26 protein-coding genes are annotated in these 26,128 nt (G+C 55.7%); 12 read left to right on the top strand and 14 right to left on the bottom strand.

What is annotated here, in order from left to right; translation table 11 throughout:
• Positions 1-57: 57 nt before the first annotated feature.
• The 3 genes from ACR8BF_RS09425 (at position 58) to ACR8BF_RS09415 (ending at position 3,207) form a co-directional block, all read left to right on the top strand.
• Positions 58-1,308, top strand: coding sequence for an MFS transporter (locus ACR8BF_RS09425; RefSeq protein ID WP_314983953.1), 1,251 nt, complete (start codon positions 58-60; stop codon positions 1,306-1,308).
• A 158-nt stretch (positions 1,309-1,466) separates the two neighbouring features.
• A complete protein-coding gene (locus tag ACR8BF_RS09420) occupies positions 1,467-1,727 on the top strand; it encodes a hypothetical protein (protein WP_179895719.1) in 261 nt (86 codons plus the stop codon).
• A 295-nt stretch (positions 1,728-2,022) separates the two neighbouring features.
• Positions 2,023-3,207, top strand: a complete 1,185-nt coding sequence (locus tag ACR8BF_RS09415) for a sugar transporter (RefSeq protein WP_179895718.1) — start codon at positions 2,023-2,025, stop codon at positions 3,205-3,207.
• A gap of 78 nt (positions 3,208-3,285) precedes the next feature.
• Here ACR8BF_RS09415 and bhsA (ACR8BF_RS09410) read toward each other — a convergent pair whose 3' ends face one another.
• Positions 3,286-3,543, bottom strand: a complete 258-nt coding sequence (bhsA, locus tag ACR8BF_RS09410; protein ID WP_179895717.1) for a multiple stress resistance protein BhsA — start codon at positions 3,541-3,543, stop codon at positions 3,286-3,288.
• A 39-nt stretch (positions 3,544-3,582) separates the two neighbouring features.
• A complete protein-coding gene (gene bhsA, locus ACR8BF_RS09405) occupies positions 3,583-3,840 on the bottom strand; it encodes a multiple stress resistance protein BhsA (protein WP_003853680.1) in 258 nt (85 codons plus the stop codon).
• 308 nt (positions 3,841-4,148) lie between these two features.
• Here bhsA (ACR8BF_RS09405) and ACR8BF_RS09400 point away from each other — a divergent pair, with 308 nt between their 5' ends.
• Complete coding sequence (locus ACR8BF_RS09400) at positions 4,149-4,799, top strand: TetR/AcrR family transcriptional regulator (protein WP_313699431.1); 651 nt, start codon at positions 4,149-4,151, stop codon at positions 4,797-4,799.
• A gap of 33 nt (positions 4,800-4,832) precedes the next feature.
• Here ACR8BF_RS09400 and rhaM read toward each other — a convergent pair whose 3' ends face one another.
• Genes rhaM through rhaB form a run of 4 tightly spaced genes read right to left on the bottom strand, consistent with a single transcriptional unit; the run spans position 4,833 to position 8,711 of the window.
• The gene (gene rhaM / locus ACR8BF_RS09395) at positions 4,833-5,147 is read right to left on the bottom strand and encodes an L-rhamnose mutarotase (RefSeq protein ID WP_179895715.1); all 315 of its coding nucleotides are present in this window, start codon (positions 5,145-5,147) and stop codon (positions 4,833-4,835) included.
• Complete coding sequence (gene rhaD / locus ACR8BF_RS09390) at positions 5,137-5,979, bottom strand: rhamnulose-1-phosphate aldolase (protein ID WP_313699429.1); 843 nt, start codon at positions 5,977-5,979, stop codon at positions 5,137-5,139. Before rhaD ends, rhaM begins: the two co-directional genes overlap by 11 nt.
• Positions 5,980-5,989: 10 nt before the next feature.
• A complete protein-coding gene (locus ACR8BF_RS09385; protein ID WP_434744828.1) occupies positions 5,990-7,246 on the bottom strand; it encodes an L-rhamnose isomerase in 1,257 nt (418 codons plus the stop codon).
• Positions 7,239-8,711, bottom strand: a complete 1,473-nt coding sequence (gene rhaB / locus ACR8BF_RS09380; protein WP_292992410.1) for a rhamnulokinase — start codon at positions 8,709-8,711, stop codon at positions 7,239-7,241. The genes ACR8BF_RS09385 and rhaB overlap by 8 nt, the downstream gene beginning before the upstream one ends.
• A 291-nt stretch (positions 8,712-9,002) precedes the next feature.
• Here rhaB and rhaS point away from each other — a divergent pair, with 291 nt between their 5' ends.
• Positions 9,003-9,824 carry an HTH-type transcriptional activator RhaS gene (gene rhaS, locus ACR8BF_RS09375; RefSeq protein WP_179895711.1) on the top strand — a complete coding sequence of 274 codons (822 nt, stop codon included), beginning with the start codon at positions 9,003-9,005 and terminating at the stop codon, positions 9,822-9,824.
• Between the two features lie 10 nt (positions 9,825-9,834).
• A complete protein-coding gene (rhaR, locus tag ACR8BF_RS09370; protein ID WP_434744827.1) occupies positions 9,835-10,701 on the top strand; it encodes an HTH-type transcriptional activator RhaR in 867 nt (288 codons plus the stop codon).
• Between the two features lie 177 nt (positions 10,702-10,878).
• On the opposite strand, the gene rhaT is transcribed toward rhaR, so the two are convergent.
• Positions 10,879-11,913 carry an L-rhamnose/proton symporter RhaT gene (gene rhaT, locus ACR8BF_RS09365; protein ID WP_314983962.1) on the bottom strand — a complete coding sequence of 345 codons (1,035 nt, stop codon included), beginning with the start codon at positions 11,911-11,913 and terminating at the stop codon, positions 10,879-10,881.
• Positions 11,914-12,272: 359 nt separating this feature from the next.
• Here rhaT and ACR8BF_RS09360 point away from each other — a divergent pair, with 359 nt between their 5' ends.
• Positions 12,273-12,596 (top strand): hypothetical protein, encoded by a 324-nt coding sequence (locus ACR8BF_RS09360; RefSeq protein ID WP_434744826.1) that lies wholly within the window; start codon positions 12,273-12,275, stop codon positions 12,594-12,596.
• A gap of 42 nt (positions 12,597-12,638) precedes the next feature.
• A complete protein-coding gene (locus ACR8BF_RS09355; protein WP_008925225.1) occupies positions 12,639-12,737 on the top strand; it encodes a YoaK family small membrane protein in 99 nt (32 codons plus the stop codon).
• A gap of 3 nt (positions 12,738-12,740) precedes the next feature.
• Here the strand turns inward: ACR8BF_RS09355 and ACR8BF_RS09350 are convergent, their stop codons facing one another.
• The gene (locus ACR8BF_RS09350; RefSeq protein WP_179895707.1) at positions 12,741-13,007 is read right to left on the bottom strand and encodes a DksA/TraR family C4-type zinc finger protein; all 267 of its coding nucleotides are present in this window, start codon (positions 13,005-13,007) and stop codon (positions 12,741-12,743) included.
• 195 nt (positions 13,008-13,202) lie between these two features.
• Here ACR8BF_RS09350 and aldA point away from each other — a divergent pair, with 195 nt between their 5' ends.
• Positions 13,203-14,639, top strand: coding sequence for an aldehyde dehydrogenase (gene aldA / locus ACR8BF_RS09345; RefSeq protein ID WP_434744825.1), 1,437 nt, complete (start codon positions 13,203-13,205; stop codon positions 14,637-14,639).
• Positions 14,640-14,710: 71 nt separating this feature from the next.
• On the opposite strand, the gene ACR8BF_RS09340 is transcribed toward aldA, so the two are convergent.
• Positions 14,711-15,979: an MFS transporter gene (locus ACR8BF_RS09340; RefSeq protein WP_434744824.1), complete on the bottom strand. Its 1,269-nt coding sequence runs from the start codon at positions 15,977-15,979 to the stop codon at positions 14,711-14,713.
• On the bottom strand, positions 15,976-17,397 hold the full coding sequence (locus ACR8BF_RS09335; RefSeq protein ID WP_292992400.1) for a M20 family metallopeptidase: 1,422 nt from the start codon (positions 17,395-17,397) through the stop codon (positions 15,976-15,978). Before ACR8BF_RS09335 ends, ACR8BF_RS09340 begins: the two co-directional genes overlap by 4 nt.
• A gap of 140 nt (positions 17,398-17,537) precedes the next feature.
• Here ACR8BF_RS09335 and ACR8BF_RS09330 point away from each other — a divergent pair, with 140 nt between their 5' ends.
• Positions 17,538-18,452: a LysR family transcriptional regulator gene (locus tag ACR8BF_RS09330; protein ID WP_179895703.1), complete on the top strand. Its 915-nt coding sequence runs from the start codon at positions 17,538-17,540 to the stop codon at positions 18,450-18,452.
• Positions 18,453-18,495: 43 nt separating this feature from the next.
• On the opposite strand, the gene ACR8BF_RS09325 is transcribed toward ACR8BF_RS09330, so the two are convergent.
• Entirely contained in the window at positions 18,496-20,091 is a 1,596-nt protein-coding gene (locus ACR8BF_RS09325) for an ABC transporter substrate-binding protein (protein ID WP_434744823.1), read from the bottom strand.
• 127 nt (positions 20,092-20,218) lie between these two features.
• On the opposite strand from ACR8BF_RS09325, the gene pepT reads away from it, so the two are divergent.
• Positions 20,219-21,445, top strand: coding sequence for a peptidase T (pepT, locus tag ACR8BF_RS09320; RefSeq protein WP_434744822.1), 1,227 nt, complete (start codon positions 20,219-20,221; stop codon positions 21,443-21,445).
• Positions 21,446-21,481: 36 nt separating this feature from the next.
• Here pepT and ACR8BF_RS09315 read toward each other — a convergent pair whose 3' ends face one another.
• Both ACR8BF_RS09315 and ACR8BF_RS09310 read right to left on the bottom strand, forming a co-directional pair.
• A complete protein-coding gene (locus ACR8BF_RS09315; RefSeq protein WP_292992397.1) occupies positions 21,482-22,258 on the bottom strand; it encodes a transporter substrate-binding domain-containing protein in 777 nt (258 codons plus the stop codon).
• Positions 22,259-22,315: 57 nt separating this feature from the next.
• The gene (locus ACR8BF_RS09310; protein ID WP_434744821.1) at positions 22,316-23,482 is read right to left on the bottom strand and encodes a methionine aminotransferase; all 1,167 of its coding nucleotides are present in this window, start codon (positions 23,480-23,482) and stop codon (positions 22,316-22,318) included.
• 125 nt (positions 23,483-23,607) lie between these two features.
• On the opposite strand from ACR8BF_RS09310, the gene ACR8BF_RS09305 reads away from it, so the two are divergent.
• The gene (locus ACR8BF_RS09305; RefSeq protein ID WP_292992395.1) at positions 23,608-24,489 is read left to right on the top strand and encodes a LysR substrate-binding domain-containing protein; all 882 of its coding nucleotides are present in this window, start codon (positions 23,608-23,610) and stop codon (positions 24,487-24,489) included.
• Here the strand turns inward: ACR8BF_RS09305 and ACR8BF_RS09300 are convergent.
• Positions 24,447-26,117, bottom strand: a complete 1,671-nt coding sequence (locus ACR8BF_RS09300) for a methyl-accepting chemotaxis protein (protein WP_292992394.1) — start codon at positions 26,115-26,117, stop codon at positions 24,447-24,449. The two genes, ACR8BF_RS09305 and ACR8BF_RS09300, sit on opposite strands and share 43 nt — an antisense overlap.
• Positions 26,118-26,128 lie beyond the last annotated feature (11 nt).

Below are 26,128 nucleotides of genomic sequence, written 5' to 3'. Positions count from 1 at the left end.
CATCATAATGCCGCTTTCCTAAGCTGACGACAGGTTTTCTGACATAGAGGAAGATGTGTGAGTCGCTCAATTCAGGCAACAGTGGATGATGAAGCGGTGCCTGCTGCGCCAGAGTCCACTGCCGCTTCAGGTTATATCCGCCGGGGAACGCCCAAATTTATGCGTGTGACGCTGGCCCTTTTCTCCGCCGGACTGGCAACCTTTGCCCTGCTCTACTGTGTGCAGCCCATTCTGCCGGTGCTGTCACAGCAGTTTGGTGTCTCTCCGGCGACCAGCAGCCTGTCGCTCTCCATTTCTACCGGCCTGATGGCGCTGGGCCTGCTGGTTACCGGTCCGCTCTCTGATGCCATCGGGCGTAAATCGGTGATGGTGACCGCCCTGATGCTCGCCGCTATCTGTACACTCCTCTCGGCTACGATGACCAGCTGGCACGGCATTCTGATCATGCGTGGGCTGATGGGCCTGTCGCTCAGCGGCGTTGCGGCGGTGGGCATGACCTATCTTAGTGAAGAGATGGATGCGCGAGTCGTCGCCTTTTCGATGGGGCTGTATATCAGCGGTAACTCCATAGGCGGAATGAGCGGGCGTCTGCTGAGCGGCGTCCTGACCGACCTCTTCTCATGGCGGATCGCCGTGGCGGTGATTGGCTGTTTTTCGCTGGCCTCCGCGCTGATGTTCTGGAAGATCCTGCCAGCATCGCGTCATTTCAGGCCCATTACGCTGCGTCCTCGTAATCTGTTGATTAACTTCCGGCTGCACTGGCGCGATCCGGGCCTGCCGTGGCTGTTTGCCGAAGGCTTCCTGCTGATGGGCGCCTTCGTCACCCTGTTCAACTACATTGGCTATCGCTTACTGGACGCGCCCTGGCATCTCAGTCAGGCGGTGGTAGGGTTGTTATCGGTTGTCTACCTGACGGGCTCCTGGAGTTCGCCTAAAGCAGGCGCGCTGACCAGCCGGCTGGGGCGTGGACCGGTAATGCTGGGCGCAACCGCCATCATGCTGCTGGGCTTGCTGGCTACAGCCTTTAACTCCCTCTGGCTGATCCTGCCGGGGATGATGCTGTTCACCGCCGGTTTTTTTGCTGCTCATGCGGTTGCCAGCGGCTGGATTGGTCCGCGTGCTCGCCGTGCTCGCGGACAGGCCTCTTCACTCTATCTGTTCAGCTACTACGTGGGTTCCAGCGTAGCGGGCACGCTGGGCGGGGTGTTCTGGCATAACTTTGGCTGGCGCGGGATTACGCTGTTTATCAGCTTCCTGTTGATTCTGGCGCTGGCCGTAGCGTGGCGTCTGCACAGTAAAAAACTCTGACACCCCCTCTTTCGCCAGGCCTCAGCGGGCCTGGCGGCGCATCATGCTGAACGCTTCATTCAGATCCACAACAAACAAAGCGCCTGTTTCCCGCTATAATTCTTTTTATTGTAATAATTCATCTGCTTTGCCTTTTAACACGGCAACAAGGAACGCCTGTGGCTCTCTACTATTACGTCAATAAACAATCGGGATATAACGATAATCATGTTGTTCATGCGGCGGGTTGCTCCCATCTTCCGGACATAGATAACAGGCTGTTTCTGGGTAGTTTTTACCACGTGAACGCCGCCATTTTGCAGGCGAAAAAATATTATGCGGGTGCAATCGGTTGTGAAAACTGTTGTCCGCTCAATAACACCGAACAGCAGGCCGCTCAGCTCAGTGTGGCCCTGAAGCACACCCCGCCTTCGCGTTAATCCCATCGGACAGCCCAGTGGTAAAACGCTTCCCGCTGCGCTGTCTCAATAGTCTCAATACTTTCTGCTTAAAGACACATCCCTGCTGCAAATCAATCCTGCATATCATCGCGATCAATAACCTCTGCCTATCGCGCTGTAATCAGGTGATAAAAAAATTCAGCATTAAAAGACGTTTATAAGCTTTCTCTTCCCGGTTTATTTACTACAATAGCGGTTAATTTGTGACGCAGGTCACTTTCGCTGGGTGTTTCTGCCACATCCAAATTCGCTTTTCTGACTGACTTGACTCCTCATGCAATCAACAACTGTTTCACGTAAAACTGCCTGGCTACGCGTGGTATTGCTGGCTATCGCTGCCTTTGTGTTCAATACCACCGAATTTGTGCCGGTTGGCCTGCTATCCGATATCGCGGCGGACTTTTCCATGCCAACGGCGGATGTCGGGATCATGCTGACCATCTACGCCTGGGTGGTCGCACTACTCTCACTGCCGCTGATGCTGCTGACCCGTAATATTGAGCGACGACTGTTGCTGGGCGTGCTGTTCCTGATCTTTATCGTCAGCCATGTCCTTTCAACCGTAGCCTGGGATTTCCGGTCGCTGATGGTGTCCCGCGTAGGCATCGCCCTGTCTCACGCGGTGTTCTGGTCGATCACCGCCTCCCTGGCGATTCGCGTTGCACCAGCCGGTAAGAAAACGCAGGCACTGAGTATGCTGGCGACGGGTACCGCGCTGGCGATGGTGCTGGGTGTGCCGATTGGTCGCGTAGTCGGTCAGTATCTGGGCTGGCGTACCACCTTCGGCGCGATTGGCCTTTCGGCGCTGGTGCTGATGATTATGCTGGTGCGGATCCTGCCGCGTCTGCCGAGTGAGCATACCGGCTCGCTGAGCAGTGTGCCGATGCTGTTTCGCCGTCCTGCGCTGGTCAGCATGTATTTGCTGGTGACGCTGGTGGTGACCGCGCATTACACCGCTTACAGCTATATCGAACCGTTCATGCAGAACGTCGCCCATTCCAGTGGCAACTTCACGACCCTGCTGCTGCTGCTGTTTGGCTCAGCCGGTATTGTGGGCAGCGTGCTGTTCAGTACCCTCGGCAATAAATTCCCCTCCGGGCTGCTAATAGCTGCCATTGCATTGATCACGTTGTGCATGGGATTACTGATTTTTGCTGCCGTCCGACCTGCCGCTATTTCAACGCTGTGCGTTGTCTGGGGCATGGCGATGATGATGATCGGACTGGGAATGCAGGTGCGGGTGTTATCGCTGGCACCGGATGCCACAGATGTGGCGATGTCGCTGATGTCCGGCATTTACAATATCGGTATTGGCGCGGGCGCGCTGCTGGGCAATCAGGTCAGTCTGCATCTGAGCATGGCGGAAGTCGGGAACGTCGGCGGGATGATTGGTCTGGTGGCGTTACTCTGGTGTGTTTACATCTTCCGTCGCTATCCCCAGTTGCGGAGCAACGGATAAGGCTGTGACTGAAGAATAAAAAAAGGCTTCAGATAAGTCGGTTTATCTGAAGCCTGTTTATGAATATTTATCGTGCTTTTACTTATACAGAACGGCTGTGCCATGCAGGTTGTTGCTGCCAGAGGTCGAAGTGATGCGGAAAGACTTTGCCCCGACATCGCTGGCCTTTTCTGACAGTTGCTGCTCCAGCGAAGTCAGATTAGTACTGCCCGTTGCGCTAATGACGCCGATTTTTTGCTGATCCAGTGGTGTACTGCTGACCTGCTGTGCCGCCACACTGGCAAATGAGAGGCCGCTAAGTAAAGTAGCAGCCACTATCATGTTGATACGTTTCATAACGAACCCCTTCTCACTTAATCTGTTGAAAAAATACAATTACTGATAAATCACAGCTGTGCCGTGCAGTTTGTTCTGGCCGCTGGTTGAGGTGATGCGGAACGATTTCGCACCGGCTTCATCCGCTTTGGCACTCAGCTGCGATTCAAGGGAGGTCAGGTTGGTGCCGCCCTGTACAGAGATGGTGCCTACAGGCTGCTGATTAGACGGTTCGCTGGTCACGAGGTCAGCGGCATAAGCGCCAAAAGTCAGGGTAGTCAGTGCCAGAGCTGCCAGGGTGGTTTTGATGGTTTTCATAATATTCTCTCTATTAGATAGTTGAATTCGGTTGGACTAAATTGGGTTGCCGTCATTTAATTAACGACCGTTAAACAAATGATAGACTCCTATGTGACCCGCCGTCAATATTTATTTAATGAGCGTTATTTTAATCGCGAAGTGGCGTGATTATGGGCTTCAGCCCCTTTTCTGACTTAACCATAGGGGCGGTAAGATTGCGCTGGCGCACAAAATGGCAACTCCTGCTGGCGACCTTCATAGCGGGCCTTGCACATTTTTATAATGATCGGTAATTTAATAGGATGTTTTACTGTCAGTGAGGGTGTATGAGTCAGGTTCAGGATTGCGATGTAAAGAAATGCCGTGGTCGGCCCAAAGTGTTCGATCGCGAAGCTGCGCTCGATAAAGCGCTGACACTGTTCTGGACACACGGATATGAAGGCACGTCTCTGGCCGATCTGGTAGCCGCAACCGGTGCTAAAGCGCCGACCCTTTACGCAGAATTTGTAAATAAAGAGGGGCTGTTTCGCGCCGCGATGGAGCGCTATGTGGAAAAGTTCAGCGCATGGCGGGAAGCGGCATTAGGCGATGACCAGTTACCGGTGGACCGTGCGATTGAAGGCTATTTCCGCGCCACCGCTGCCTGTTTTACCGAACGCGATTCCCCCGGTGGCTGCTTCTTTATCTGTACCTCAACCACTCTGTCGGCGGCGTCGAAAGAGATTGCCTCTATGCTGCAACAGCAGCATCAGTCTCAGGAACATGTGTTAAGCGATTTTCTGCTGGCGCGTCAGCATCGTGGTGAACTGAGTGCGTCAGTGAACATTCCAGCGCTGTCCCGCTATCTGGGCTGTATGCTGCAGGGCATGTCGGTTCGTGCGCGTGAAGGCGTGGATCGTGACGATCTGGAAGGCATTATTAATACGCTAATGGCGATGTGGCCGACACTGACGGGCTTGTGTCAGGCTAAACGGTAGATATCAGGGCGGCGATGCCGCCCTTTCCCTCTGCTATTCCAGAAAAAAAACCGGTTTCAACGGCTGACTCATCGGGCTGTTATCCGCATTCGATGGCATCAGATCTTTCATTGAGGTCCACCAGCGCTGACACACCTCTGTCTTTGCCACCGCGTTCCAGCGCTCCTCAGATTCAATCTCTACGCTGGCAAACAGAAGATGCCGTTCGGCGTCCAGCCAGATAGCATAGTTGTGCGCACCATGTGCTTTCAGGGTTTCAGCCAGTTCCGGCCAGATCGGTGAGTGGCGACGCTCATATTCCGCATGACAGTCTGCATTCACCTGCATCACAAAGGCTTTACGCAACATTAGCTGGCCCCACATCCAATGCGGGTTGCCAGGGCTTAACGCCGAAGCGCTCACCTAGCGCGACCAGCTGTTCTGTGGTGATACTCTGACGAATCCCACCCATCGACAGCACTTTGACGATCACTTCGGACGATTTCTCCGCTGTGTCTATCAGACCAAAAGTCTCATCGAGCGTCGGACCTGTACCAAAGACGCCGTGGAACGGCCACATCACCAGGGTGTGCGACTGCATCTGACCAGCTGTTGCGGTGCCGATTTCATCGGTGCCAGGCACCATCCATGGCAGTACACCCACGCCATCCGGGAATACCACCAGACATTCGGTGCTGCCTTCCCATAACAGGCGGGTAAAGCGGGCAGAATCCATCTCCACCACATAGCTCAGGGCCATAAAGTTGGTGGCGTGACAGTGCATGATCACCCGATCTACACCCTTGCTGACCGCTTTACGCACCGCGTGAGACTGAAAGTGAGACGCCAGCTCGGAGGTTGGCAAACCGCCATTCGACAGGCCCCAGTGAATTTTGTACGAGAGCCCTTTGTCATCAACCTGCAGCAGCGCCAGGCAATCTGCCGGATCGATCTGGACGTTACGCATAAATTTCCCTGACCCGGTCACCAGAAACCAGTCGTTCGCCAGCGCGGGTGCGGGTTGTGTCAGCTCAATGCAGCGTGGTGCTTTGCAGAAATCGGCGATGAAGGGTTTGACCTCCTCCTCCAGCAGACGCAGGCTGACGTTGCCGCCGTTACGCTCGTCCCAGCCCTTCAGCCACATATCGCTGGTCGCTTTGACCATTCCCTTAACAAACCCGGAAGAAAGAATGCTTTGCATAGTGAAATCCTTAACGTTGGCTCAAGATCTGTTGTTCATAATGATGGACATCGCTTAACCAGCTGGCATCAGCCGGAACGTCATGACGCAGGCACCACGCTTCCCATACCGCCTGCCACGGCAGCGATTTTTGCTCTTCCAGCAGGGCCAGACGCGCGGTGTAATCGCCGCTGTTTTCGGCCTGACGCAAACGGTCGGTGGGCTCCAGCAAGGCACGCAGCAGCGCTTTTTTAGTGTTGCGTGTGCCGATAACCCAGGCAGCAATCCGGTTAATGGAAGCGTCGAAGAAGTCGAGTCCGATATGCACTTTGTCGAATAACTGGTGGCGGACGATTTCGCTGGCGATCGCCTGGGTTTCATCATCCAGCAGTACTACATGGTCACTGTCCCAGCGCACCGGACGGCTGACATGCAATAGCAGACGCGGCACATAGAGCATCGCGGCAGAAATTTTGTCGGAGATGACTTCGGTGGGATGGAAATGCCCGGCATCCAGGCACAGCGCTGTCTGACGGCTGGCGGCGTAACCGAGATAAAACTCATTGGAACCTACGGTGTAACTCTCTGCGCCAATGCCAAACAGCTTGCTCTCAACTGCATCGATATGGTGCTGCGGGTTAAGTTTTTCTGAGATGACTTCATCCAGCGCGCTCATCAGACGCTGACGCGGGGCCAGTCGATCCACTGTGATATCTTTCATGCCGTCCGGCACCCAGATATTCATCACTGAGGGCGTGCCCAACTGCTCACCAAAATACGCGGAGATGCGGCGACTGGCTTTGCAGTGATCGATCCAGAACTGACGCACAGTTTTGTCACTGTGCGACAGCGTAAACCCGTCTGCACTCATCGGATGCGAGAAGCAACTGGGATTAAAATCGAGCCCCAGGTTATGCTCTTTAGCCCAGGCAACCCAGTTGGCGAAATGGGCAGGTTCAATGGCGTCCCGATCTACCGGCTTGTCACTTTCCAGATAGATGGCGTGCAGATTAAGGCGTTTAGCGCCGGGGATCAGCGACATCGCCTTATCAATATCACCGCGTAATTCACTGGCATTCCGTGCCCGCCCTGGATAGTTACCCGTCGCCTGAATACCACCGGTTAGTGCGCCCTGTGGATTCTCAAATCCCCGGACATCATCCCCCTGCCAGCAGTGCATCGAGACCGGGATCCGGTCCAGCTGACGGATAGCCTGTTCAACATCAACCCCATTATCGGCGTAGCGTTGTTTAGCCAGTTCAAAAGCCTGTTCAATCTGCTTAGTCATAAGCGGGTTCCTTAGCGGGTTGACTCAGCGTTGCGAAACGTGCCTGACTGGCACTGAAGACGCTGTGAGTTTGAGGTTCGAATTTTTCGAGTGGGAAGTTGTTGATAACGCTGCAGCGGAAATCAGCCACATCAATCAGTTCACCCAGCGCAATCAGCTGGCAACCCACGTTACCCAACGTAGAGGCTTCAACCGGCCCGGCCAGTACCGGAATCTGGCAGGCATCGGCGCAAAGCTGATTAAGAAAGCGGTTCTGACTGCCGCCGCCCACCACATGCAACTGGCTGAATGCCTTACCGCGCAACGCGGCCAGTTCGTGAATGACTTCACGGTAGAGCAGCGCCAGGCTATCAAAAATGCAACGTGCCAGAGAGGCGGCAGACTGCGGCACCGGCATTCCCTGCTCTGCGCAGGCGTTCTGAATCTCGTTCACCATGCTGTCGGGATTGATAAAGCGGGCATCGTTGGGATTGATCAGAGACACACAGGCGGGCTGGCGGGCTGTTTCGTCAATCAGCATGCTGAGATCGTCAATCAGTAATTCGCTGCAGACGCGTTGTAACAGCCATAAGCCCATAATGTTTTTCAATACCCGGTAGCCTTCTGCACCGCCCTCATTCGTGATATTGGCGCGCAGCGCAGCGTCACTGGCATAGGGCTGCAGACTTTCAAAGCCCATCAGCGACCAGGTTCCGGAGCTGAGATAGGCGGCATCGTCCTGCATCAGTGGCGTTGCCAGCACCGCGCTGGCGGTGTCGTGGGTGGCGACGGCGATCACCGGAACCGGGATGCCTGCGCTATTGCTCCAGTGACCAACAGTATTGCCCGGCGCCTGTGGCTGACCGAACCACCGCGCATCCACCCCCGCCCAGGCGAGCAAGTCGCGATCCCACTCGCCGCTATGAATATTGAGCATCTGCGTGGTAGTGGCGTTAGTGTATTCCCAGTTGAGGTTGCCCGTCAGGCGATAATGCAGATAGTCAGGAATCATCAGCGCATACGCCACGCGTGCCTGCCAGTCGGGCTGTTGCTGATGCAGGGCGCGCATCTGATAGAGCGTGTTGAATGGCAGAAACTGAATGCCGGTTCGGGCGTAGATCGCTCTGCGACTCAGTTCCTGCTGCGCCTGATCCATCAGGCCGTGGGTGCGGGCATCGCGGTAGCTGACCGCCTCACCCACCGGCTCGCCCTGTGCATCCAGCAGCACCATATCAACACCCCAGGTGTCGATGCCAATACTGTCAGGCACGATACCCTCTTCCTCTAACTGAGCCAGTCCGCTGCGGATCTCATGCTCCAGCATCGCCAGATCCCAGCAGTCATAACCGGCACGACGCTGACGCCTGTTTTTAAAGCGCCGGACCTCCTGCAGCGCGAGTTTGCGCTGTGTGGCATCCCAGCGAGCGAGCATAACTCGTCCGCTGGATGCGCCGAGATCGATAGCAACAATGTTTCTCCTGGTCATGGCGACGGTTCCCTGTGATTGAGTCGTCACAGATTAAAAACCTTACTGGTTTAACACCTTCCCCGGAGTGCCAGCGCCGGATAAGCCCTGGCAGACTTGCAAAGAACTTCGTGAGAGAGATCACAGAGGCAGCAGTCAGGAGGATGTGACCCCTGCCGCAAATCTGTTAACTGCTGAGGATTTCTTGAAATATCAGCATGATTCCTGCTGAGTCAGGCTGAAAATTCAAGGTAAGGTAGCGGCGTGCTGATTAGACTGCCCTACGGTTTAGTGAAGCAGCGAGAGATGATCATGACAATATTGCACAGTGCGGATTTTTTCCCCGAAGGTGATTACGCCATCGCGATTGAACCCCGGATACCCCAGGCAGCCTTTCCGGAACATCATCATGATTTCCATGAGATTGTGCTGGTTGAGCAAGGTTCTGGCATTCATGTTTTTAATGGTCAGCCACAAACGCTGTGCGCCGGTTGCGTCTGCTTTGTGCGCGATCACGATCGTCATCTCTATGAACAGACCGATAATCTTTGCCTGACTAACGTGCTCTATCGCAGCCCCGGCGCATTTCGTTTTCTTTCCGGGCTACAGGCTTTACTGCCCTGCGATCAGGATGGGCAATACAGCTCTCACTGGCGCATCAATCATAAAGTGATGACGCAGGCGCTTAGCGTGGCGGCGCAGATGCAGCAGGATGAGACCTGGTCGCTGGAAAAACAGGCGCGGCAGGAGCAGCTTTTTTTACAGCTGCTGGTGCTGTTGCGTGAAGCCTGTATTGATGGACAGAGTCAGGATCAGGAGGCGCGGCTGCATCGCCTGCTCGATTGGCTGGGCGATCATTACAGTGACGAGATCGTCTGGGATGAACTGGCCGATCGCTTTTCACTCTCGCTGCGTACATTGCATCGACAGATGAAGCATCAAACCGGCAGCACGCCGCAGCGTTATCTGAACCGTTTGCGGCTGTTGCAGGCCCGTCATCTGCTGCGTCACAGTGATATGCGTATTACCGACATTGCCTTCCAGTGTGGATTTGGTGACAGTAACCACTTCTCGACCCTGTTCAGGCGCGAATTTGGCTGCGCACCGCGAGCGGAGCGCCAGCATATGATGTAAAGGAGGCAACATGGCGTTGATACTCAGTCGGGATGACTATTTTCCCGCCACGAATTTACCCGTGGCGGTGGCCGAAAGGATGCCACAACCCTCTTTCCCGCCGCACCGACACGAATTCAGTGAAATTGTGATTGTCTGGCGCGGAAATGGCCTGCATGTCCTCAACGATCGCCCCTGGCTGATAACCTGCGGCGACATTTTTTATATTCGCGACAGTGACTGCCACAGCTACGACAGCGTCAATGATTTGGTGCTGGATAACATCCTCTACTGCCGTGATCGCTTTGGGCTTGCCCTTGACTGGAATAAGTTGCTGCCGCACCAGGGTACCGATAAACCGGGCTGCTGGAGGCTGACCACCCGAGGGATGGCGCTGGCCCGGGCCGTGATCAGCCAGCTTGAGCGTGAAAGCCGTAAAAGCGATCCTCTCTCTGTTCAGCTATCAGAGGCGCTGTTTTTACAGCTGGCGCTGATTTTGCGCCGCCACGGCTATGCCGCCGACCGTCCCTGGGCGTTGCCGGAGGGCGAACAGCTGGATCTGCTGATGTCGGCCTTGCAGGGTGCCATTGCCCGGCCCTTCGATCTGGCGGCGTTTTGTCAACAGAATCAGCTCAGCGAACGGGCACTGCGACATCTTTTCCGCCAGCAGACTGGCATGACCATTGGTCATTACCTTCGTCAGCTGCAGCTCTGTCAGGCAAAATATCTGCTGCGCACCCAGGATTGTCTGATTAGTGAGATCGCCGCCCGCTGCGGGTTTGATGACAGTAACTATTTCTCGGTGGTTTTCACCCGTGATACCGGCTTAACGCCCAGCGCCTGGCGTCAGCGATTTATCGCACCCCGGCAGGTGCTTAAGAGTACCGAGTCTGAATAAGACGGGCCTGTGTGAAACGCACTATGTCGCCCCCTTTAGCGAGCAATTTTCCGTAAAAAAACAGCAGGAATAAATCCGCTAAAAAGCGCCCTAAATACAAACTGACCACCATTCTGATCACTCTAAGGGCCTGCTATTCAGGCCCTTACAGCGTAAAGTCAGCATCAGTATTCGCTATCAGGCCGCCATACCCAGACCGACAATATTAGCGGCAATGATAATCACCACACAGCCGATCGATAATACGCTCACCGGGCGACGTCCCGCTGACTTCCACTCTTTCATCAGCAGCCCAACCAGCCCCCCACATAAGACGTACAGGCTCATGTGCAGCATCCAGCTGACATAGTCATACTGCGCAGGAATTCGGGCATGTCCCCAGGCGTAGAAGAAGAACTGCAGATACCACATGGTGCCGCCAAGCACGGCAAATGCGGTATTAGCAATCAGCAGCGACTTCCCGACGGAGAAGTCTTTACGCACTGACAGCGCTGGCTGGGTGGCCAGCCGCCAGAAACAGAAGCCCAGATTGACCAGTGCCCCGCCGCCCATGATGATGACGTAGCTGGGTAAAGCGACATAGAGCGGATCGATGCCGAGATTAGCGGCAGCCTGATGCATCGGTTTCGCCGCATCCATCGCAAACGACATACCGGCCGAGAAGATGCCGCACATTACCGCCAGCACAAGTCCCTTCCTGAGATTAAACTCTTCTGCGTTAATCCCCAGCGCCCGCTCCTTTAACAGACCGGCGCGTGACACAATCCCGACACCTATCAACGCCACCAGCACACCCAGCAACGTTAACCGACCACCCGCCGAGGCGAAAAGCTCACCAAACCGCCCCTGCAACAACGGCGTCATCAGCGTACCGACCACCAGAGTAATGCCAATCGCGATACCGATGCCCATCGACATCCCAAGATAGCGCATAGTCAGCCCGTAGTTGATATTGCCTATACCCCACATCGCGCCAAACAGAAATACCGGCGTGAGTTGCGACAGCGTGAAACTGCTGTAGTAGGCCATGAAGTCCGGCAGCAAAATGGCACTCACCGCCCAGGGCAAAATTAGCCACGACATCAGGCCGCCAATTGACCACATGGTTTCCCATGACCATCTTTTCACCTGTTTAAAAGGCGCGTAGAAACACGCGGCGCTGGCAGCGCCGACAAAATGCCAGAAGATGCCCGCAATAATGGCACTGTTCATTGTTATTCCCCGGTTAGGTTGAGGCCTGTCGGAAACCTGTCTGCTTCCGCTCAGCAGGCAGTCTACGTTTTGCAGGAATTCCTCAGCCTTTGGATAAATGCCGGAAGCTGCAGCGGAGTGGCAATATTTACCCGTTATTCACATCAGGGATCACAATTTCACAGTTGTTATAAAATCGGACCATAAATAAGGTAACTTGCTTATTATCCTATCTTTTTTCTAGTTTTGCCGTGTGGTGCAGCACAATTCTGATCTGACTGCCATCTACGCTGGTATGGTGGCAAATCTGCAAAGAAGCCTTTCATTAGCGCAGGCAAGGTCGTATAAACTGGGGAAAAGTGAACGGTACAGGGATTGGAATGACATCAAAGTGGTTAACGCTTTTTCTTTCGCAGTCGGTCAGTCGGGTAATGCTGGATGATCTCCGGGCGATATTACCCGCAGAGGCGATAAGGGTGTTTGTGAACAGCATGGATGAAACCCACTACGCCACCATTGAGTGTCTGCAGGCGGAGAAGCATTGCGCGCTTATCGCCTCAGCAATTGTGGTCTGGCGTCAGCTCGGCCATGTGCATCATATTCTTTATAAAAAAGGGGAGGTCCTGCGCGAGGAGAACGATGCCACGCAGTTCCAGCTCTTTACCCTGCTGAAAACCCACCGCGCAGTCCTCCAGATCTCATGATAAGATCGTGGCCCCTGAAACGCTGTTTGCAGTAGGTTGAATATGAGAATTGGAATTTTGTTTCCGATCGCCATCATCGTGGCGGGCGTGGGCTTTCTGGCATGGTTTATCGGCAGCGGCCTGGCGATGCCAGGCTCCTGAGAATTAGCGCAGCTGACTGTCTTTACTGCCCCGACGATTATATAAACTGCTGGTCTGCTGCTGTTTATCGATTTTTTCCTGACACGCCACGCAGTAGTGCACGCCTTTCAGCGCCTGACGACGCGCCTCCGGAATCGGTTCGCCGCAGAGTTCACATTCGGTGGCGCTTTCGCCCTGCCCAATCGATTGTCTTACCCGCTCAATGCCGTCATTAACGGTACTATCAATTTGTTCCTGTACTGCGCCTTCTGCTGCCCATCCGCTTGCCATTATTTCCCCCCTGTTTCACAACTTCACTCCTTTAAATCTACAACAGATTGACGTTTTTGCCGCAGAACTCACCGATATCTGTGATTGGTTGCCAGCCGGACTCGCAAGCTGGCAATAAGCTAAAGGTCACGTTCAGCAATCTGTTTCACCCTGCTATCACATTACTGCAACGTATCGAAGCGGAGAGCTAAGCGAATGACAACACATCATCAACATTATATTAATGGCGAGTTCGTCGCCCATCAGGGTGACCAGTGGATTGAGGTGATCAATCCGGCGACGGAGGCGTTGCTGTCACGTATCCCCGAAGGCACGCGTCAGGATGCCAGCCGTGCCATCAGCGCTGCGGAAGCGGCTCAGCCGGGATGGGAAGCGCTGCCGGCGGTTGAGCGCGGTGCCTGGCTGCACAAAATTGCCAGCGCCATCCGCGACCGCGAGCCCGAACTGGCGGCAACCATTGTGGCCGAGGGCGGCAAAACCCAGGGACTGGCGAAAACTGAAGTGCTGTTTACCGCTGACTATCTCGATTATATGGCCGAGTGGGCGCGGCGATATGAAGGTGAGATCATAAACAGTGACCGTCCCAACGAAAACATCTTCTTGTTTAAAAAGGCCATTGGCGTAACCACCGGGATTTTGCCCTGGAACTTCCCCTTCTTCCTGATTGCCCGCAAAGCGGCGCCTGCCCTGATCACTGGCAACACTATCGTGATCAAACCCAGTGAACTGACGCCGAACAATGCGGCACTGTTTGCCGACATCATTCAAAAGATCGGCCTGCCTGCGGGCGTGATTAACATTGTTTATGGACTGGGTCCGGAAGTGGGACAGGAGCTGGCGGCAAACCCTAAAGTCGGGCTGGTGAGCCTGACTGGCAGCGTCGGCGCAGGTATCGCTACCATGGAAGCCGCCGCTAAAAATGTCACCAGGGTATCGCTGGAACTGGGCGGCAAAGCGCCGGCTATCGTGATGGATGATGCCGATCTTGAGCTGGCGGTCCAGGCGATTGTCAGTTCGCGGATGATCAACAGCGGTCAGGTCTGTAACTGCGCAGAGCGGGTCTATGTGCAGGAAGGCATTTACGATCGTTTTATCCACGCGCTGACCGCAGCGTTTCAGCAGGTGACATTTGGTGATCCGGCACAACGCAACGATATCGACATGGGCCCGCTGATTACGGCTGCAGCACGGGACCGGGTGGAGCAGAAAGTGGCGGAAGCTGTCGCTGCCGGAGCCAAAGTCGTGCTGGGCGGTAAGCGCGCAGGAGATAGAGGATTTTTCTTTGAACCGACTCTGCTGACCGATGTGCGTCAGGAGATGGCAATTATGCAGGAGGAGATTTTTGGCCCGGTGCTGCCGGTGATGACTTTCAAAACACTGGATGAGGCGATCGCCCTGGCTAACGACTGCGAGTATGGGCTGACCTCGTCGATTTATACCCGTAATCTCAATACCACCATGACTGCGCTGCGGAAGCTGAAGTTCGGCGAGACCTACGTTAATCGTGAGAATTTCGAAGCAATGCAGGGCTTTCATGCCGGATGGCGTAAGTCGGGTGTCGGCGGTGCCGATGGGAAACATGGTCTGGAAGAGTTTCTGCAGACCCATGTTGCTTACCTGCAGTTCAGTTAAGGCTCGATCTTACCGCCTCCCATTCCTGACTTTGTCAGTCACAAAATGGGCCAGCTAACCGGCCCATTTTGTTATGCCACCCGCTTATTACAGCGCAGCAGCGCGATGCCACTCAGTACCGCCACGGCCATCAGGTAATAGCCTGGTGCCAGGCTGCTGCCGGTGGCGGCAATCAGCATGCTGCAAATCAGTGGCGCAAACCCGCCAAATACCGTTACGGCCACGTTGTAACTGATCGCCATGCCGCTGGCGCGCGTGGTCGCCGGGAAGAGATCGGCCATCACCGACGGCACTGTCGAGAAATAGACCGACTTCAGCAGTGCCATCCAGGCCACCAGCAGGATCAACGTGGTCGGCGTGGTGTGATCGACCATCCATTTGAAAGCAGGATAGATGGTAGCCATCAGCAACAGCAGCGATCCCCACATCAGCGGCAACCGGCCAATCCGCTCTGCCCACAATCCCATGATGGGCGTCACTACCGTCAGGATAATGCCCGCGATCAGCGTGGCGGTGAAAGCGACCGACCCCGGCAGATGCAGCGTTTTGGTGGCGTAGGTCGGTATGTAGTTAAGCATGTAGTTTACTGCGGTCGAAATCACCATCACGCCAATCGCCAGGGTGATCAGCGCTTTCTGCCGCCCGAACAGCGTTTTCAGCGGCGCGGATTCCTTTTCCTGCGAGGCAAAGCTGGCGGGCTCCTGGACATGGCGACGAATGTAGATCCCCAGCGGCCCAATCAGCAGGCCGAAGGCAAACGGGATGCGCCAGCCCCATGTCTGAATCTCACTTTCGCTCAGCCAGTGCGTCAGCCCCAGCCCGAATGCTGATGCCATCAGCGTGCTGGCACCCTGAGTGGCGAACTGCCAGCTGGCGATAAAGGCTTTGCGCTCAGGAAAGTGCTCCACCAGGAAGGCGGTGGAACTGCCAAATTCGCCCCCGGCTGAGAAACCCTGGATCAGACGCGCCAGGATGATCAACAGCGGTGCGGCCAGACCGATAGTGGCGTAGCCCGGCATAAATGTAATGATCGCCCCGCCCAGCATCATCAGGTTTATCGACAGCAGCAGCGCCTTTTTGCGGCCATGACGATCGGCATAGTTGCCCAGCACAATGGCACCCAGCGGACGGATTAAGAAGGAGATACCGAAGCTGCCAAAGGTCAGCAGCAGCGACACCGACGGATCGCTGACCGGAAAGAAGACGTGCGCGATGTAGCTGGCGAAAAAGCCATAGACCGCGATGTCGAACCACTCCAGCGCGTTACCGATGCAGGTGGCGAACAGCGTTTTGTGCAGGCTCGGTTTCACCTGCGGGGTCGTCTGCGCGATGCTGCTCATTGTTCACCTCTCCGCCACTGATGGTGGCGCGTCATCAGCTGTTCGCCCTCTTCGCCCAGTTGCCAGAAGAGCCGCGTCATAATCGCCAGGCCTTCACGTGCAATGGTGTTGAGCATATGTTCGTTAACGCCGTGCTGGCCGCAGGCGGGATAGGAATGCGGTACCCACAGCGTCGGCAGGCCGAGGATATCGGCGAAGACTTCATTGGGCAGTGAACCGCCAAGATTGGGCAGCAGCGCCGGTTTTTTACCGCTGCTACGCGCCAGCGTATCCAGCGCCCAGGCCACCAGTGGATCCTGCGGATCGAGCCGCGTCGCGGGTGAGCCGCGCAGAAACTCGACGCTGACGTTCTCAAAGCCGTGCTGGCGCAGATGACTTTCGACATGCTGCACCAGGTTTTCCCAGTCGGTGCCAACAACAAATCGCAGCTGACACACCGCCGTGGCGCTGCCCGGAATGGCGTTCATCGGGCGCGCCGGATTGCCGGTTTCAAAGGCCAGCACCTCCAGCGTGTTCCAGCCATAAAGTCGCTCTGCAGGCGTCAGACCCGGCTCACCCCAGCCCTCCGCCAGCGCCGGATCGCCCGGCATGCCGCCCACCTCAATATCACTGAGGATGGCGCGTACCGCGTCGGTTAAGGAGTCCGGCTTCAGCGCAGCGACCTGCAGCGCGCCCTGCGCATTCACCAGACAGGCGATCGCATTGGCCAGTTGGGTGCCGGGATTACTGAGCAGTCCGCCCCAGTTGCCAGAATGGTAGGCGTTGTCACGCGCCCGAATAGTCAGACGAAAGTTCGCCGCGCCACGCGATCCCAGAAACAGCGTCGGCCGCAGTGCGTTGAGTCGGGGGCCATCAGAGGCGATAAAGAGATCGGCCTTGAGCAACGCCTGCTGCTGCTGGCAGATCGCCGCCAGCCCTGGGGAACTGATCTCTTCGCCCATTTCGAACAGGATTTTGCAGTTGAAGCCCAGCTTTCCACCGCGCGCCTGCCACACCTGTTCCAGCGCCGCGAGGTTGATGCAATGCTGCCCTTTATTGTCTGCGCTGCCGCGTCCATACAGGCGATCGTCTTCAGCAGTGAGTTGCCACGGCGATAAGCCTTCGCGCCAGTTTTCATCGTCGCCAAATACCACATCGCCGTGGCCATAGCAGAGCAGTGTCGGTTTTAGTGGATCTTCGATGCGGGTGGCGATCAGAAACGGCGGGCTGCCGGGCTGAGGATTGTCAAACGGGTGGAGTTTGAATCCCATCTTCGCCAGTTGCGGGCCAATTTCCTGCTGCAGATAGTGATTCAGCTCTGCCTTTCTGCTGGCGTGCTGGCTTTCGGTCACGCAGGCGACGCGCCGTGACAGCAACTGCTGAAACTCACCACTGTCGAAATAATGCATCGCCTGGTCCACTGCCTGTTGCTCTGTCATGTTTGCCCTGTCTGTTATTTTTATCGTGCTTTATCTTTGACAAACTTCTCTCTTTGCCACAATTATCAATTTATCGAGTGAGCCTTGCTTTTAAAGCAAAGGCTGACTGCCCTTTTTTGATGCGTTTCGCCGGAGTGATCATGTTAAGCAGCGAAATCCGCTATTTCCTGGCGGTGGTTGAGTGCGGTTCGCTAAGCGCCGCCAGTGAGCAACTGTTTGTCGCGGTGTCGGCGATCAGTCGTCAGATTCAGCGGCTGGAAGCACAGGTCGGGGTGCCGCTGTTTGAACGTCATGCACGCGGCATGGTGTTGAATGAGGCGGGTGAGATTTTTGCGCATCACGTACGCAAAAGTCAGCTCGATATGGAATATGCGCTGGCGGAGATTAAAGGGTTGAAAGCGGTACGCCGCAGCCTGATCCGTATCGCCTGCACGGATGGGATGGCCTTCAGTCTGTTGCCGGGCCTGCTGGCGGAGTTTCGCCTGGCGAATCCCGGCGCGCTGTTTGCGATTAATGTGACGCATTCTCAGGGCGTGGCGGCCTGCGTCAGGGCGGGTGAATGCGATGTGGCGCTGCAGTTTAGTCTGCAGCCGGAACGCAGCGTTGAGGTGCTCGGCTCATGGTCTGCGCCGGTGTTACTGGCGATGCATGAGTCACATCCGCTGGCGTCACGTGAAGTGACGCTGGGCGATTTGCATCGCTGGCCGCTGGCGCTGCCGGGCCATCACACCACCGTCCGGCAGCTGTTTGATCTCTCCTGTCAGATGAATGACTGCGTGGTGGAGCCGGTGCTGACCTGCGACTATTTCGCTACGCTTTATCACTTTTTGCTGCATACGCCGCAGGCGGTGACTATCTGTAGCGCGTTCACTCTGCTGTTTGAGCGCGATGCGCAAAATCTGGTGTTGCGGTCAATGGGGGTAGATCAGTTGAGTCAGCGGACGTTGCAGCTTCAGACGGTGTCGGGACGTCAGCGTAGCGCTGCGCTGACGCTATTTCTGCAGTTTTTACAGCAGCGACTGACAGAGATGGATCAGCAGGTGAGGATGAGATGAAGGGCCCACTGATGCGTGGGCCATTGACGTTAACTGCCACGGCTTACTGCTTAATATCCACCTGATAGAAGATATGCTTGCCGAACGGATCGACCTGATAGCCGCTCACCGATTTGCGTACCGGCTCGAAGATAGTGGAGTGCGCAATCATCACGGCGGGCATCTGGTCATGCATTATCTGCTGCGCCTGCAGATAAAGCGCGGTGCGTTTGCCCTGATCCGGCTCGGCGCGGGCGTCGGTGATTAACTTCTCGAATGGCTGGTAGCACCATTTGGAGGAGTTAGAACCGCCCTGCGCAGAGGTGCAGCTGTAAAGCGGGCCGAAGAAGTTATCCGGATCGCCGGTCGCAGTCGTCCAGCCCATCAGCGCGGCCTGATGCTCGCCACTGCGGACGCGCTTCAGGTATTCGCCCCACTCATAGCTGACGATGTTGGCTTTGATGCCGACTTTGGCCCAGTCTGACTGGATCATCTCCGCCATGCGGCGTGCATTCGGATTATAGGGCCGCTGAACCGGCATCGCCCAGAGCGCAATTTCGGTGCCTGGTTTAACGCCAGCCTGTTGCAACAACGCTTTGGCCTTTTCGGGATCGTAGTCGTAATCCTTCAGATCTTTGTCCGCGCTCCAGACGCCGGGCGGCAAAATATTTTTTGCGACCGTGCCGGTGCCTTTAAATATCGCCTCGATGATCGCCGGTTTATTGATCGCCATCGCCAGCGCCTGCCGCACTTTGACGTTGTCGGTGGGTGCTTTAGTGGTGTTAAACGCCAGGAAGCCGGTGTTCAGACCCGCCTTCTGTTCCAGAGTGATGTCCGGGTTGGCGCGCATTTTGTCCAGATCGGCGGGATTTGGAAATGGCATGACCTGACACTCGTTCTTCTCAAGTTTGGCGTAACGCACGGAGGCGTCAGGCGTAATGCTGAAGACCAGCCGATCGAGTTTCGCCTTGCCCTGCCAGTAGTCCGGGAACGCTTTATAGAGGATGCGGGAATCTTTCTGGTACTGCACCAGTTCAAACGGGCCGGTGCCTATCGGGTTCATATCGACCTTTTCCGGCGTCCCTGCCTTTAGCATGGCGTCTGCGTATTCTGCCGAGTGGATAGAGGCGAAATACCAGGCGAGATCGGCAAGAAACGGGGCTTCCGGATGGGCGAGCGTGAAGCGCACAGTGTGGTCATCAACCCGGTCGATATTTTTAATCAGCGTGGAGAGTTCAAGGCTTTCGAAGTTTGAATAGGTACCGCCAGACACATTGTGGTAGGGATTTTTCGGGTCCATCTGGCGCATAAAGGAAAAGATCACATCATCGGCGTTGAAGTCGCGACTGGGTTTAAACTGTTTGTTGCTCTGGAATTTCACGTTCCTGCGCAGATGGAAGGTGTATGCGGTGCCATCCGGGCTGATCTCCCAACGTTCCGCCAGGCTCGGGACCAGATTGGTGGTGCCGGGCGTGAAATCTACCAGCCGGTTAAAGACCGGTACGGCACTGGCATCAACACTCGTTCCGGAGGTATAGAGTTGAGGGTTAAAATTCTCTGGCGATCCCTCAGAACAGTAGACCAGCGTTTTGGCGTTCACGCTGCCAGCCAGCGCTATCCCAGCCGTAACAAGCGCTAAGGTGGCTATCTTGATTTTCATTATTATCCTCGCTTTGTATTGACTTCCGGTGATCACAATATCTAAATGAATCATTCAGATGCTTCATTGATAGCACGATTCGGCACCATAGCGAACCCTGCCAGTGGCTGACTAATAAGGAATAGTGATGACAGACAAACTTGAGTCGCAACTCACCGAACGTTTTTTCCGTTACCTCGCCGTCAGCAGTCAGAGCGATGCAAAATCGACATCGTTGCCCAGCACACCGAGCCAGCACGCCATGGCGGAACTGCTGGCGGATGAATTGCGCGCTTTAGGGCTGGATGAAGTGGTCATTGATGAACATGCCACGGTGACGGCGGTGAAACGCGGCAACCGTCCTGACGCGCCACGCATCGGCTTTATTACGCACATCGATACGGTGGATGTTGGTTTGTCGCCCGATATCCACCCGCAGATCCTCACCTGGCAGGGCGAAGATCTCTGTCTGAATGCAGAGCAGGCTATCTGGCTGCGCCGTGATGAACATCCGGAGATCGCGCCCTATCTGGGTCAGCAGGTGATCTTCAGTGATGGCACCAGCGTGCTGGGCGCAGACAACAAAGCGGCGGTTACCGTCGTGATGACACTGATGGCGAACCTTAAAGGCGACCATGGCGACATTGTTGTGGCCTTTGTGCCGGACGAAGAGATTGGCCTGCGCGGTGCGAAAGCGCTGGATCTGGAAACGCGTTTTAATGTCGATTTTGCCTGGACCATCGACTGCTGCGAACTGGGCGAAGTCGTGTATGAAAACTTCAATGGTGCCGCTGCAGAGATTGTGTTTACCGGCGTACCGGCACATCCGATGTCGGGCAAAGGCGTGCTGGTCAATCCGCTGCTGATGGCCCATGACTACATCAGCCTGTTTGATCGGCAGCAGACCCCGGAGCACACCGAAGGTCGCGAAGGCTATATCTGGTTCAATGAGATTCAGGCCAATGCCAGCAGGGCGACGCTTAAAGCCTCGATTCGTGATTTTGATCTCGCCAGCTTCGCGGCGCGCAAGCAGCAGTTACAGCAGGCGGCAGAGGAGCTCGCGACGCGTTATCCGACCGGCGAGGTGAGCATCACCATTAGCGATATTTACAGCAATATCAGTAATGCACTGGGTGAGGATCGTCGGGCGATTGACCTGATCTTCAACGCCTTTGACGCGCTGGAGATTGAACCGAAGGTAATTCCGATGCGTGGCGGCACGGATGGGGCTGCGCTGTCAGCCAAAGGGTTGCTGACGCCGAATTTCTTTACCGGCGCGCATAACTTCCATTCACGTTTCGAGTTCCTGCCAGTTACGTCGTTTGTGAAATCCTATCAGGTGGCGGAAAAACTCTGTTATCTGGCCGCGGGTTAAGCAGGAAAATCGGGCGCAGGACGCGCCCGCTTGCGATTATGGTTTCGCGCTGACATCAATACCTGGGAAGTATTTTTCAGCCAGCTTTTTAAGGGTGCCATCGCCCTGCACTTTGGCGATTGCCGTATCCAGTGACTGCTTCAGCTGCGCGTCATCTTTACGCAGGCCATATCCGATGCCCGAGCCGAGAATCGCGTCATCTTCGACAGGCTTGCCGACAAAGCCAAAGCCTTTGCCCTGTGGCTTATCGAGGAAACCCGACTGACCGGCAGCGGACATCACCAGCGTACCATCAAGGCGTCCCGCGACCATGTCATTGTAAACCTGGTTCTGATCCTGATACGACGTGACCGTGACGCCCTGCGTCTCCCAATGTTTCTTCGCGTAGGTTTCCTGAATGGAACCCTGCAAGACCCCAATGTTTTTACCTTTCAGACTGTCGGCGGTCGGTGCCAGATTTTCACCGTTTTTCGCCACCAGCATGGTCGGAATACGGTAGATCGGCTGAGTAAACGCGATGCTTTTGGCGCGCGCTTCGGTGATGTTCATCGCCGAGTTAATGGCGTCGAATTTCTTCGCCTGCAGTGCCGGGATCAGCGCATCAAAGCTGCTCTCGACCCAGTGGCAGCTGAAGTTGCCTGCCTTGCAGATGGCGTTGCCCAGCTCAATATCAAAACCTTCCAGCTCACCCTTTGCATTGCGGCTTTCAAACGGCGGATATTGTGACTCAACACCGTAACGTAAATCCTGTGCCAGTGCCTGTACCGATGTCATCATGCCCAGAGCGAGAAAAAGCGCGTTCAGTTTCTTCATTATTTACCCCGAAAATTCCTGGTTACCTGTTCCCGGTGCATCACGCGGTGGCGTGATTCAGTGAGAAAAAGCACATAGCGCAGCCGCGCCAGCCTTTAGTGTCGCCTCGTCTTTCGCAAAAGAGAGACGAATCAGTTTGTTGTCTGTGCCATCCACATAAAACGCCGACAGCGGTATGGTTGCCACACCGTGATCGACGATAAGACGTTTTACCATTTCACTGTCTGGTTCGTCACTGAAATGTCCATAGCTGGCGAGCATAAAGAAAGAACCGGCACTCGGCAGCAACCGGAACGGGGAGGCCTGCATCAGGGCGATCAGCCGATCACGCTTCTGCTGATAGAAAGCGTTGAGCGACAGATAGTTTTCCGGCGTCTGCAGATAGTGAGCAAATCCAACCTGCATCGGCGTATCGGCGGCGTACATCATAAACTGATGTACTTTCACCAGTTCGGTCATCAGCTCTGCCGGAGCCAGGCAGTAGCCTACCCGCCAGCCGGTGACGTGGAAGGTTTTGCCAAACGATGAGACGATGACACTGCGCGCCGCCAGCTCCGGATGGGTCGCCATTCCACAGTGCGGAAGACCATCAAACAGAATATGTTCATAAACCTCATCGGAGAGCACCAAAATGTTGGTATTGCGAATCAATGCAGCCAGCTGATTCAGGTCCTCGGGGGTCAGTACCTGTGCGCTGGGGTTGTGTGGCGTATTAATGATGATCATGCGGGTACGCGGCGTGATCGCGGCCCGCAGCTGAGCCCAGTCGATGGCAAACGATGGCACCTGCAACTTCAGGCCTACTGGCGTTCCGCCCTGCAGTCGTACCACCGGCGCGTAACTATCAAATGCCGGTTCAAAGAAGATCACCTCATCGCCCTGATGCACCAGCGCAGTAATCGCCATATAGAGCCCCTGGCTGGCGCTGCCGGTGATCAGCACTTCACTGGCAGCATCATATCTCTGCCCATAGAGCGCCTGCACTTTGCTGGCAAGCGCCTCGCGCAAGGCGGGCAGCCCCATCATGGCGGCATATTGATTATGCCCTTCCTGCATCGCACGGCTGACTGAGTCGACCAGCACCGGATCACAGGGGAAATTTGGCGCGCCCTGCGACAGATTAATCGCCTGATGCTGCGCCGAGAGCTGGCCAATCACGCTAAAAATAGTCGTGCCGACGTCCGGCAATTTTGAGTGGAAAGCGACAGGCGTTTTCAGGGACATATTCTCTCCGTCAGAGGGATAACCGGTCAGATGCGGTAAATAACTATTGAACGGGCTGAGACTTGAGTCGGCAAGCGAAATGTCATCATAATAGCCATGATAAAAATGCATAGCTGAGGTTCACCGTGTCGCGATTATCGCTGCCGCTTAATGCCATTCACGCCTTTCTGGTCACCGCCCGTCATCTCAATCTGACCCATGCTGCCCGCGAATTGTGCCTGACGCAGGGCGCGGTCAGTCGCAGGATTGCCGCGCTGGAGCAGTGGCTGGGCGTAATGCTATTTGACCGCCACGCACGCGGCCTGCGCCTGACGCCACAGGGCGCCGCGCTGCTGCCCGAGTTCAGTCAGGGTTTTGAAATGATGGTTCAGGCCAGCGAAAAGGTTCGCCGCAGTCAGGCCAGCATTCGCCTCAAAGCGCCAACCTGTGCAATGCGCTGGCTGGTGCCCCGGCTGATGGCACTTGAACAACAGCGGCCGGAACTGCATGTGGCCCTGACGACGACGCTGGATCATGCTGCGCAGCTTGAGAATTTTGATGCGGCGATTGTCTATGGCAAGCCGCATCCTGAGGGGATCTGCCTGTTCAGTGAGTCGCTGACGCCGGTAATGGCGGCTGAGCAGCCCTGCCCGGACTCGCCGGCTGCGCTGACCGCAATGACCTTTTTGCATCCCACAGCGGATATGCGTGACTGGCAGTGCTGGCTGCAGGCGCAGCAGGTGACGCTGAGCATGAAACGGAATCAACATTTTGCCACGATGGACCTGGCGATCAGTGCAGCCATTCAGGGGTTTGGCGTGGCGATTGCCGACAGCAATCTGGTGGAGAGCGATGTTGCCAGCGGCAGGCTGATTAAGCCGTTCGCTGGCGAGGTTAAAACCGGTGCCGTTTACAGTTTACTGCAACGGCCAGCAAAGGATGCGCCACCGCTCCTGGCGGAACTGGTGGCATGGCTTAGCAGGGATCAGAAAGTCACCCAGTCACCACTGTCAGAAGGTTTGACCTGAGGCGCACTCAGCACAGGGGCTTTTGGCGCGGCAGGTTTGTTGCTGTTGCTGATAGCCGGTGCGCTCTTGTGGTCGCTGGAGAGGCGGAACTTCGATACAGAGGCCTGTAACGCTTCCGTCTGCAGTGCCAGCGCGCTCGCGGCGGCGGAGACCTCTTCAACCAGTGAGGCGTTCTGCTGTGTCACGCTGTCCATTTCAGTGACGGCTGTTCCCACCTGGGAAATGCCTTTGCTCTGCTCTTCCGAGGCTGACGCGATCTGCTTCATGATCGCATCGACATCCTGTACCGACTTCAGAATATTATTCATGGTGCCGCCGGTGGTGTTCACCAGTTCGGCGCCTTTACCTACACGCTGAACCGACTCTTCAATCAGCGTCGCAATCTCTTTGGCCGCATTGGCACTGCGCTGCGCCAGGCTACGCACTTCAGATGCCACGACTGCAAAGCCCCGGCCCTGTTCACCGGCACGTGCCGCTTCGACGGCGGCATTCAGCGCCAGGATATTGGTCTGGAAGGCGATGCCGTTAATCACGTTAGTGATCTCTGCAATCTTCTTCGAGCTGCCGGAAATGCCATCCATGGTGGTGACCACTTCACTGACCAGCTGGCCGCCACGTTGTGCCGTGGTGGTCGCGGTTTCTGCCAGCAGACTCGCCTGACGGGCGTTGTCGGCGTTGAATTTCACCGTCGCCGTCAGTTGCTCCATGCTGGCTGCAGTCTGCTCCAGCGCAGCGGCCTGCTCTTCGGTACGTGAAGAGAGGTCATTGTTCCCGGCAGAGATTTCTGCCGCACCGCGCGAGATATTCTCTGTACCGCTGCGGATAGCGCTGACCGCTTCACGCAGACTGTCCTGCATGGCGCTCAGCAACGGGACCAGTTTGCCGACGCAGTTGCGACCGAAATCGGATACCGGCTGGCTGAGGTCGCCCGTGGCGATGACAGCAAAGTGGTTACGAATGCTCTCCAGCGGACGAACCAGCATCGCCACCAGATAACGGTCAGTAAACAGCAGAATAAACAGGCCAATAATCACCGTGATGGTGATAATCGTCTTGGTCATCGCAGTAAGGTGATCCACCTCAACACGCGTAGCATCCAGCTTTTGAGCTGCCCCCTGGCTGAATTTCTCTGCGCTGACGCCAAAGGCGCGGCTGAGAGGCGGTGTAACGTTGTTCGCCTGCTGGCGATAGGCATCAGGTGAAGCCTGACGGGCCAGCTGCAGTTGTGGCGTCACACCCTCATCCAGCAACTTTTGCCAGGTCTGAATCACGCCATCCACCACTTCCGGGGTCATAGGACCGGGGGCCAGCTGTTTAAAGCGCGCCAGTTGCTGGGTCATACCATCCAGCGCCTGCTGCACCGGGGCATAAGACTCATCGGTCAGCGCTTTGCCTGCCGCTTTGACTTCCATCAAGCGGGATAAGCGCGTAACGACACGAAAATATTGATCGTTCCCTTTGCTCAGCACTGTCATTTGCTCAACCAGATGACGGTCAACATCGTTGCCTTCGCTGAGCGCGCCAAGAGAGTGGATGCTATATAGCCCGACGCCGCTCCACAGTAAGCAAAACAGTCCCAGAATCGTGAGCATTACTGCACGAATGGTAAAATTTTTGAGCATTCCCATACCAAAATCCT

The sequence above is a fragment of the Candidatus Pantoea rara genome, assembly GCF_051136265.1.
Taxonomy (GTDB): Bacteria; Pseudomonadota; Gammaproteobacteria; order Enterobacterales; family Enterobacteriaceae; genus Pantoea; species Pantoea rara.
This window is presented reverse-complemented; position numbering and strand designations above follow the sequence as displayed.

What these genes read in the sequence shown, in the direction of transcription:
- ACR8BF_RS09415 (WP_179895718.1), top strand. Translation starts at nt 2,023, where the DNA reads ATGCAATCAACAACTGTTTCACGTAAAACTGCCTGGCTACGCGTGGTA.
- bhsA (WP_179895717.1), bottom strand. Translation starts at nt 3,543, where the DNA reads ATGAAACGTATCAACATGATAGTGGCTGCTACTTTACTTAGCGGCCTC.
- bhsA (WP_003853680.1), bottom strand. Translation starts at nt 3,840, where the DNA reads ATGAAAACCATCAAAACCACCCTGGCAGCTCTGGCACTGACTACCCTG.
- ACR8BF_RS09400 (WP_313699431.1), top strand. Translation starts at nt 4,149, where the DNA reads ATGAGTCAGGTTCAGGATTGCGATGTAAAGAAATGCCGTGGTCGGCCC.
- rhaM (WP_179895715.1), bottom strand. Translation starts at nt 5,147, where the DNA reads ATGTTGCGTAAAGCCTTTGTGATGCAGGTGAATGCAGACTGTCATGCG.
- rhaD (WP_313699429.1), bottom strand. Translation starts at nt 5,979, where the DNA reads ATGCAAAGCATTCTTTCTTCCGGGTTTGTTAAGGGAATGGTCAAAGCG.
- ACR8BF_RS09385 (WP_434744828.1), bottom strand. Translation starts at nt 7,246, where the DNA reads ATGACTAAGCAGATTGAACAGGCTTTTGAACTGGCTAAACAACGCTAC.
- rhaB (WP_292992410.1), bottom strand. Translation starts at nt 8,711, where the DNA reads ATGACCAGGAGAAACATTGTTGCTATCGATCTCGGCGCATCCAGCGGA.
- rhaS (WP_179895711.1), top strand. Translation starts at nt 9,003, where the DNA reads ATGACAATATTGCACAGTGCGGATTTTTTCCCCGAAGGTGATTACGCC.
- rhaR (WP_434744827.1), top strand. Translation starts at nt 9,835, where the DNA reads ATGGCGTTGATACTCAGTCGGGATGACTATTTTCCCGCCACGAATTTA.
- rhaT (WP_314983962.1), bottom strand. Translation starts at nt 11,913, where the DNA reads ATGAACAGTGCCATTATTGCGGGCATCTTCTGGCATTTTGTCGGCGCT.
- ACR8BF_RS09360 (WP_434744826.1), top strand. Translation starts at nt 12,273, where the DNA reads ATGACATCAAAGTGGTTAACGCTTTTTCTTTCGCAGTCGGTCAGTCGG.
- ACR8BF_RS09355 (WP_008925225.1), top strand. Translation starts at nt 12,639, where the DNA reads ATGAGAATTGGAATTTTGTTTCCGATCGCCATCATCGTGGCGGGCGTG.
- ACR8BF_RS09350 (WP_179895707.1), bottom strand. Translation starts at nt 13,007, where the DNA reads ATGGCAAGCGGATGGGCAGCAGAAGGCGCAGTACAGGAACAAATTGAT.
- aldA (WP_434744825.1), top strand. Translation starts at nt 13,203, where the DNA reads ATGACAACACATCATCAACATTATATTAATGGCGAGTTCGTCGCCCAT.
- ACR8BF_RS09340 (WP_434744824.1), bottom strand. Translation starts at nt 15,979, where the DNA reads ATGAGCAGCATCGCGCAGACGACCCCGCAGGTGAAACCGAGCCTGCAC.
- ACR8BF_RS09335 (WP_292992400.1), bottom strand. Translation starts at nt 17,397, where the DNA reads ATGACAGAGCAACAGGCAGTGGACCAGGCGATGCATTATTTCGACAGT.
- ACR8BF_RS09330 (WP_179895703.1), top strand. Translation starts at nt 17,538, where the DNA reads ATGTTAAGCAGCGAAATCCGCTATTTCCTGGCGGTGGTTGAGTGCGGT.
- ACR8BF_RS09325 (WP_434744823.1), bottom strand. Translation starts at nt 20,091, where the DNA reads ATGAAAATCAAGATAGCCACCTTAGCGCTTGTTACGGCTGGGATAGCG.
- pepT (WP_434744822.1), top strand. Translation starts at nt 20,219, where the DNA reads ATGACAGACAAACTTGAGTCGCAACTCACCGAACGTTTTTTCCGTTAC.
- ACR8BF_RS09315 (WP_292992397.1), bottom strand. Translation starts at nt 22,258, where the DNA reads ATGAAGAAACTGAACGCGCTTTTTCTCGCTCTGGGCATGATGACATCG.
- ACR8BF_RS09310 (WP_434744821.1), bottom strand. Translation starts at nt 23,482, where the DNA reads ATGTCCCTGAAAACGCCTGTCGCTTTCCACTCAAAATTGCCGGACGTC.
- ACR8BF_RS09300 (WP_292992394.1), bottom strand. Translation starts at nt 26,117, where the DNA reads ATGGGAATGCTCAAAAATTTTACCATTCGTGCAGTAATGCTCACGATT.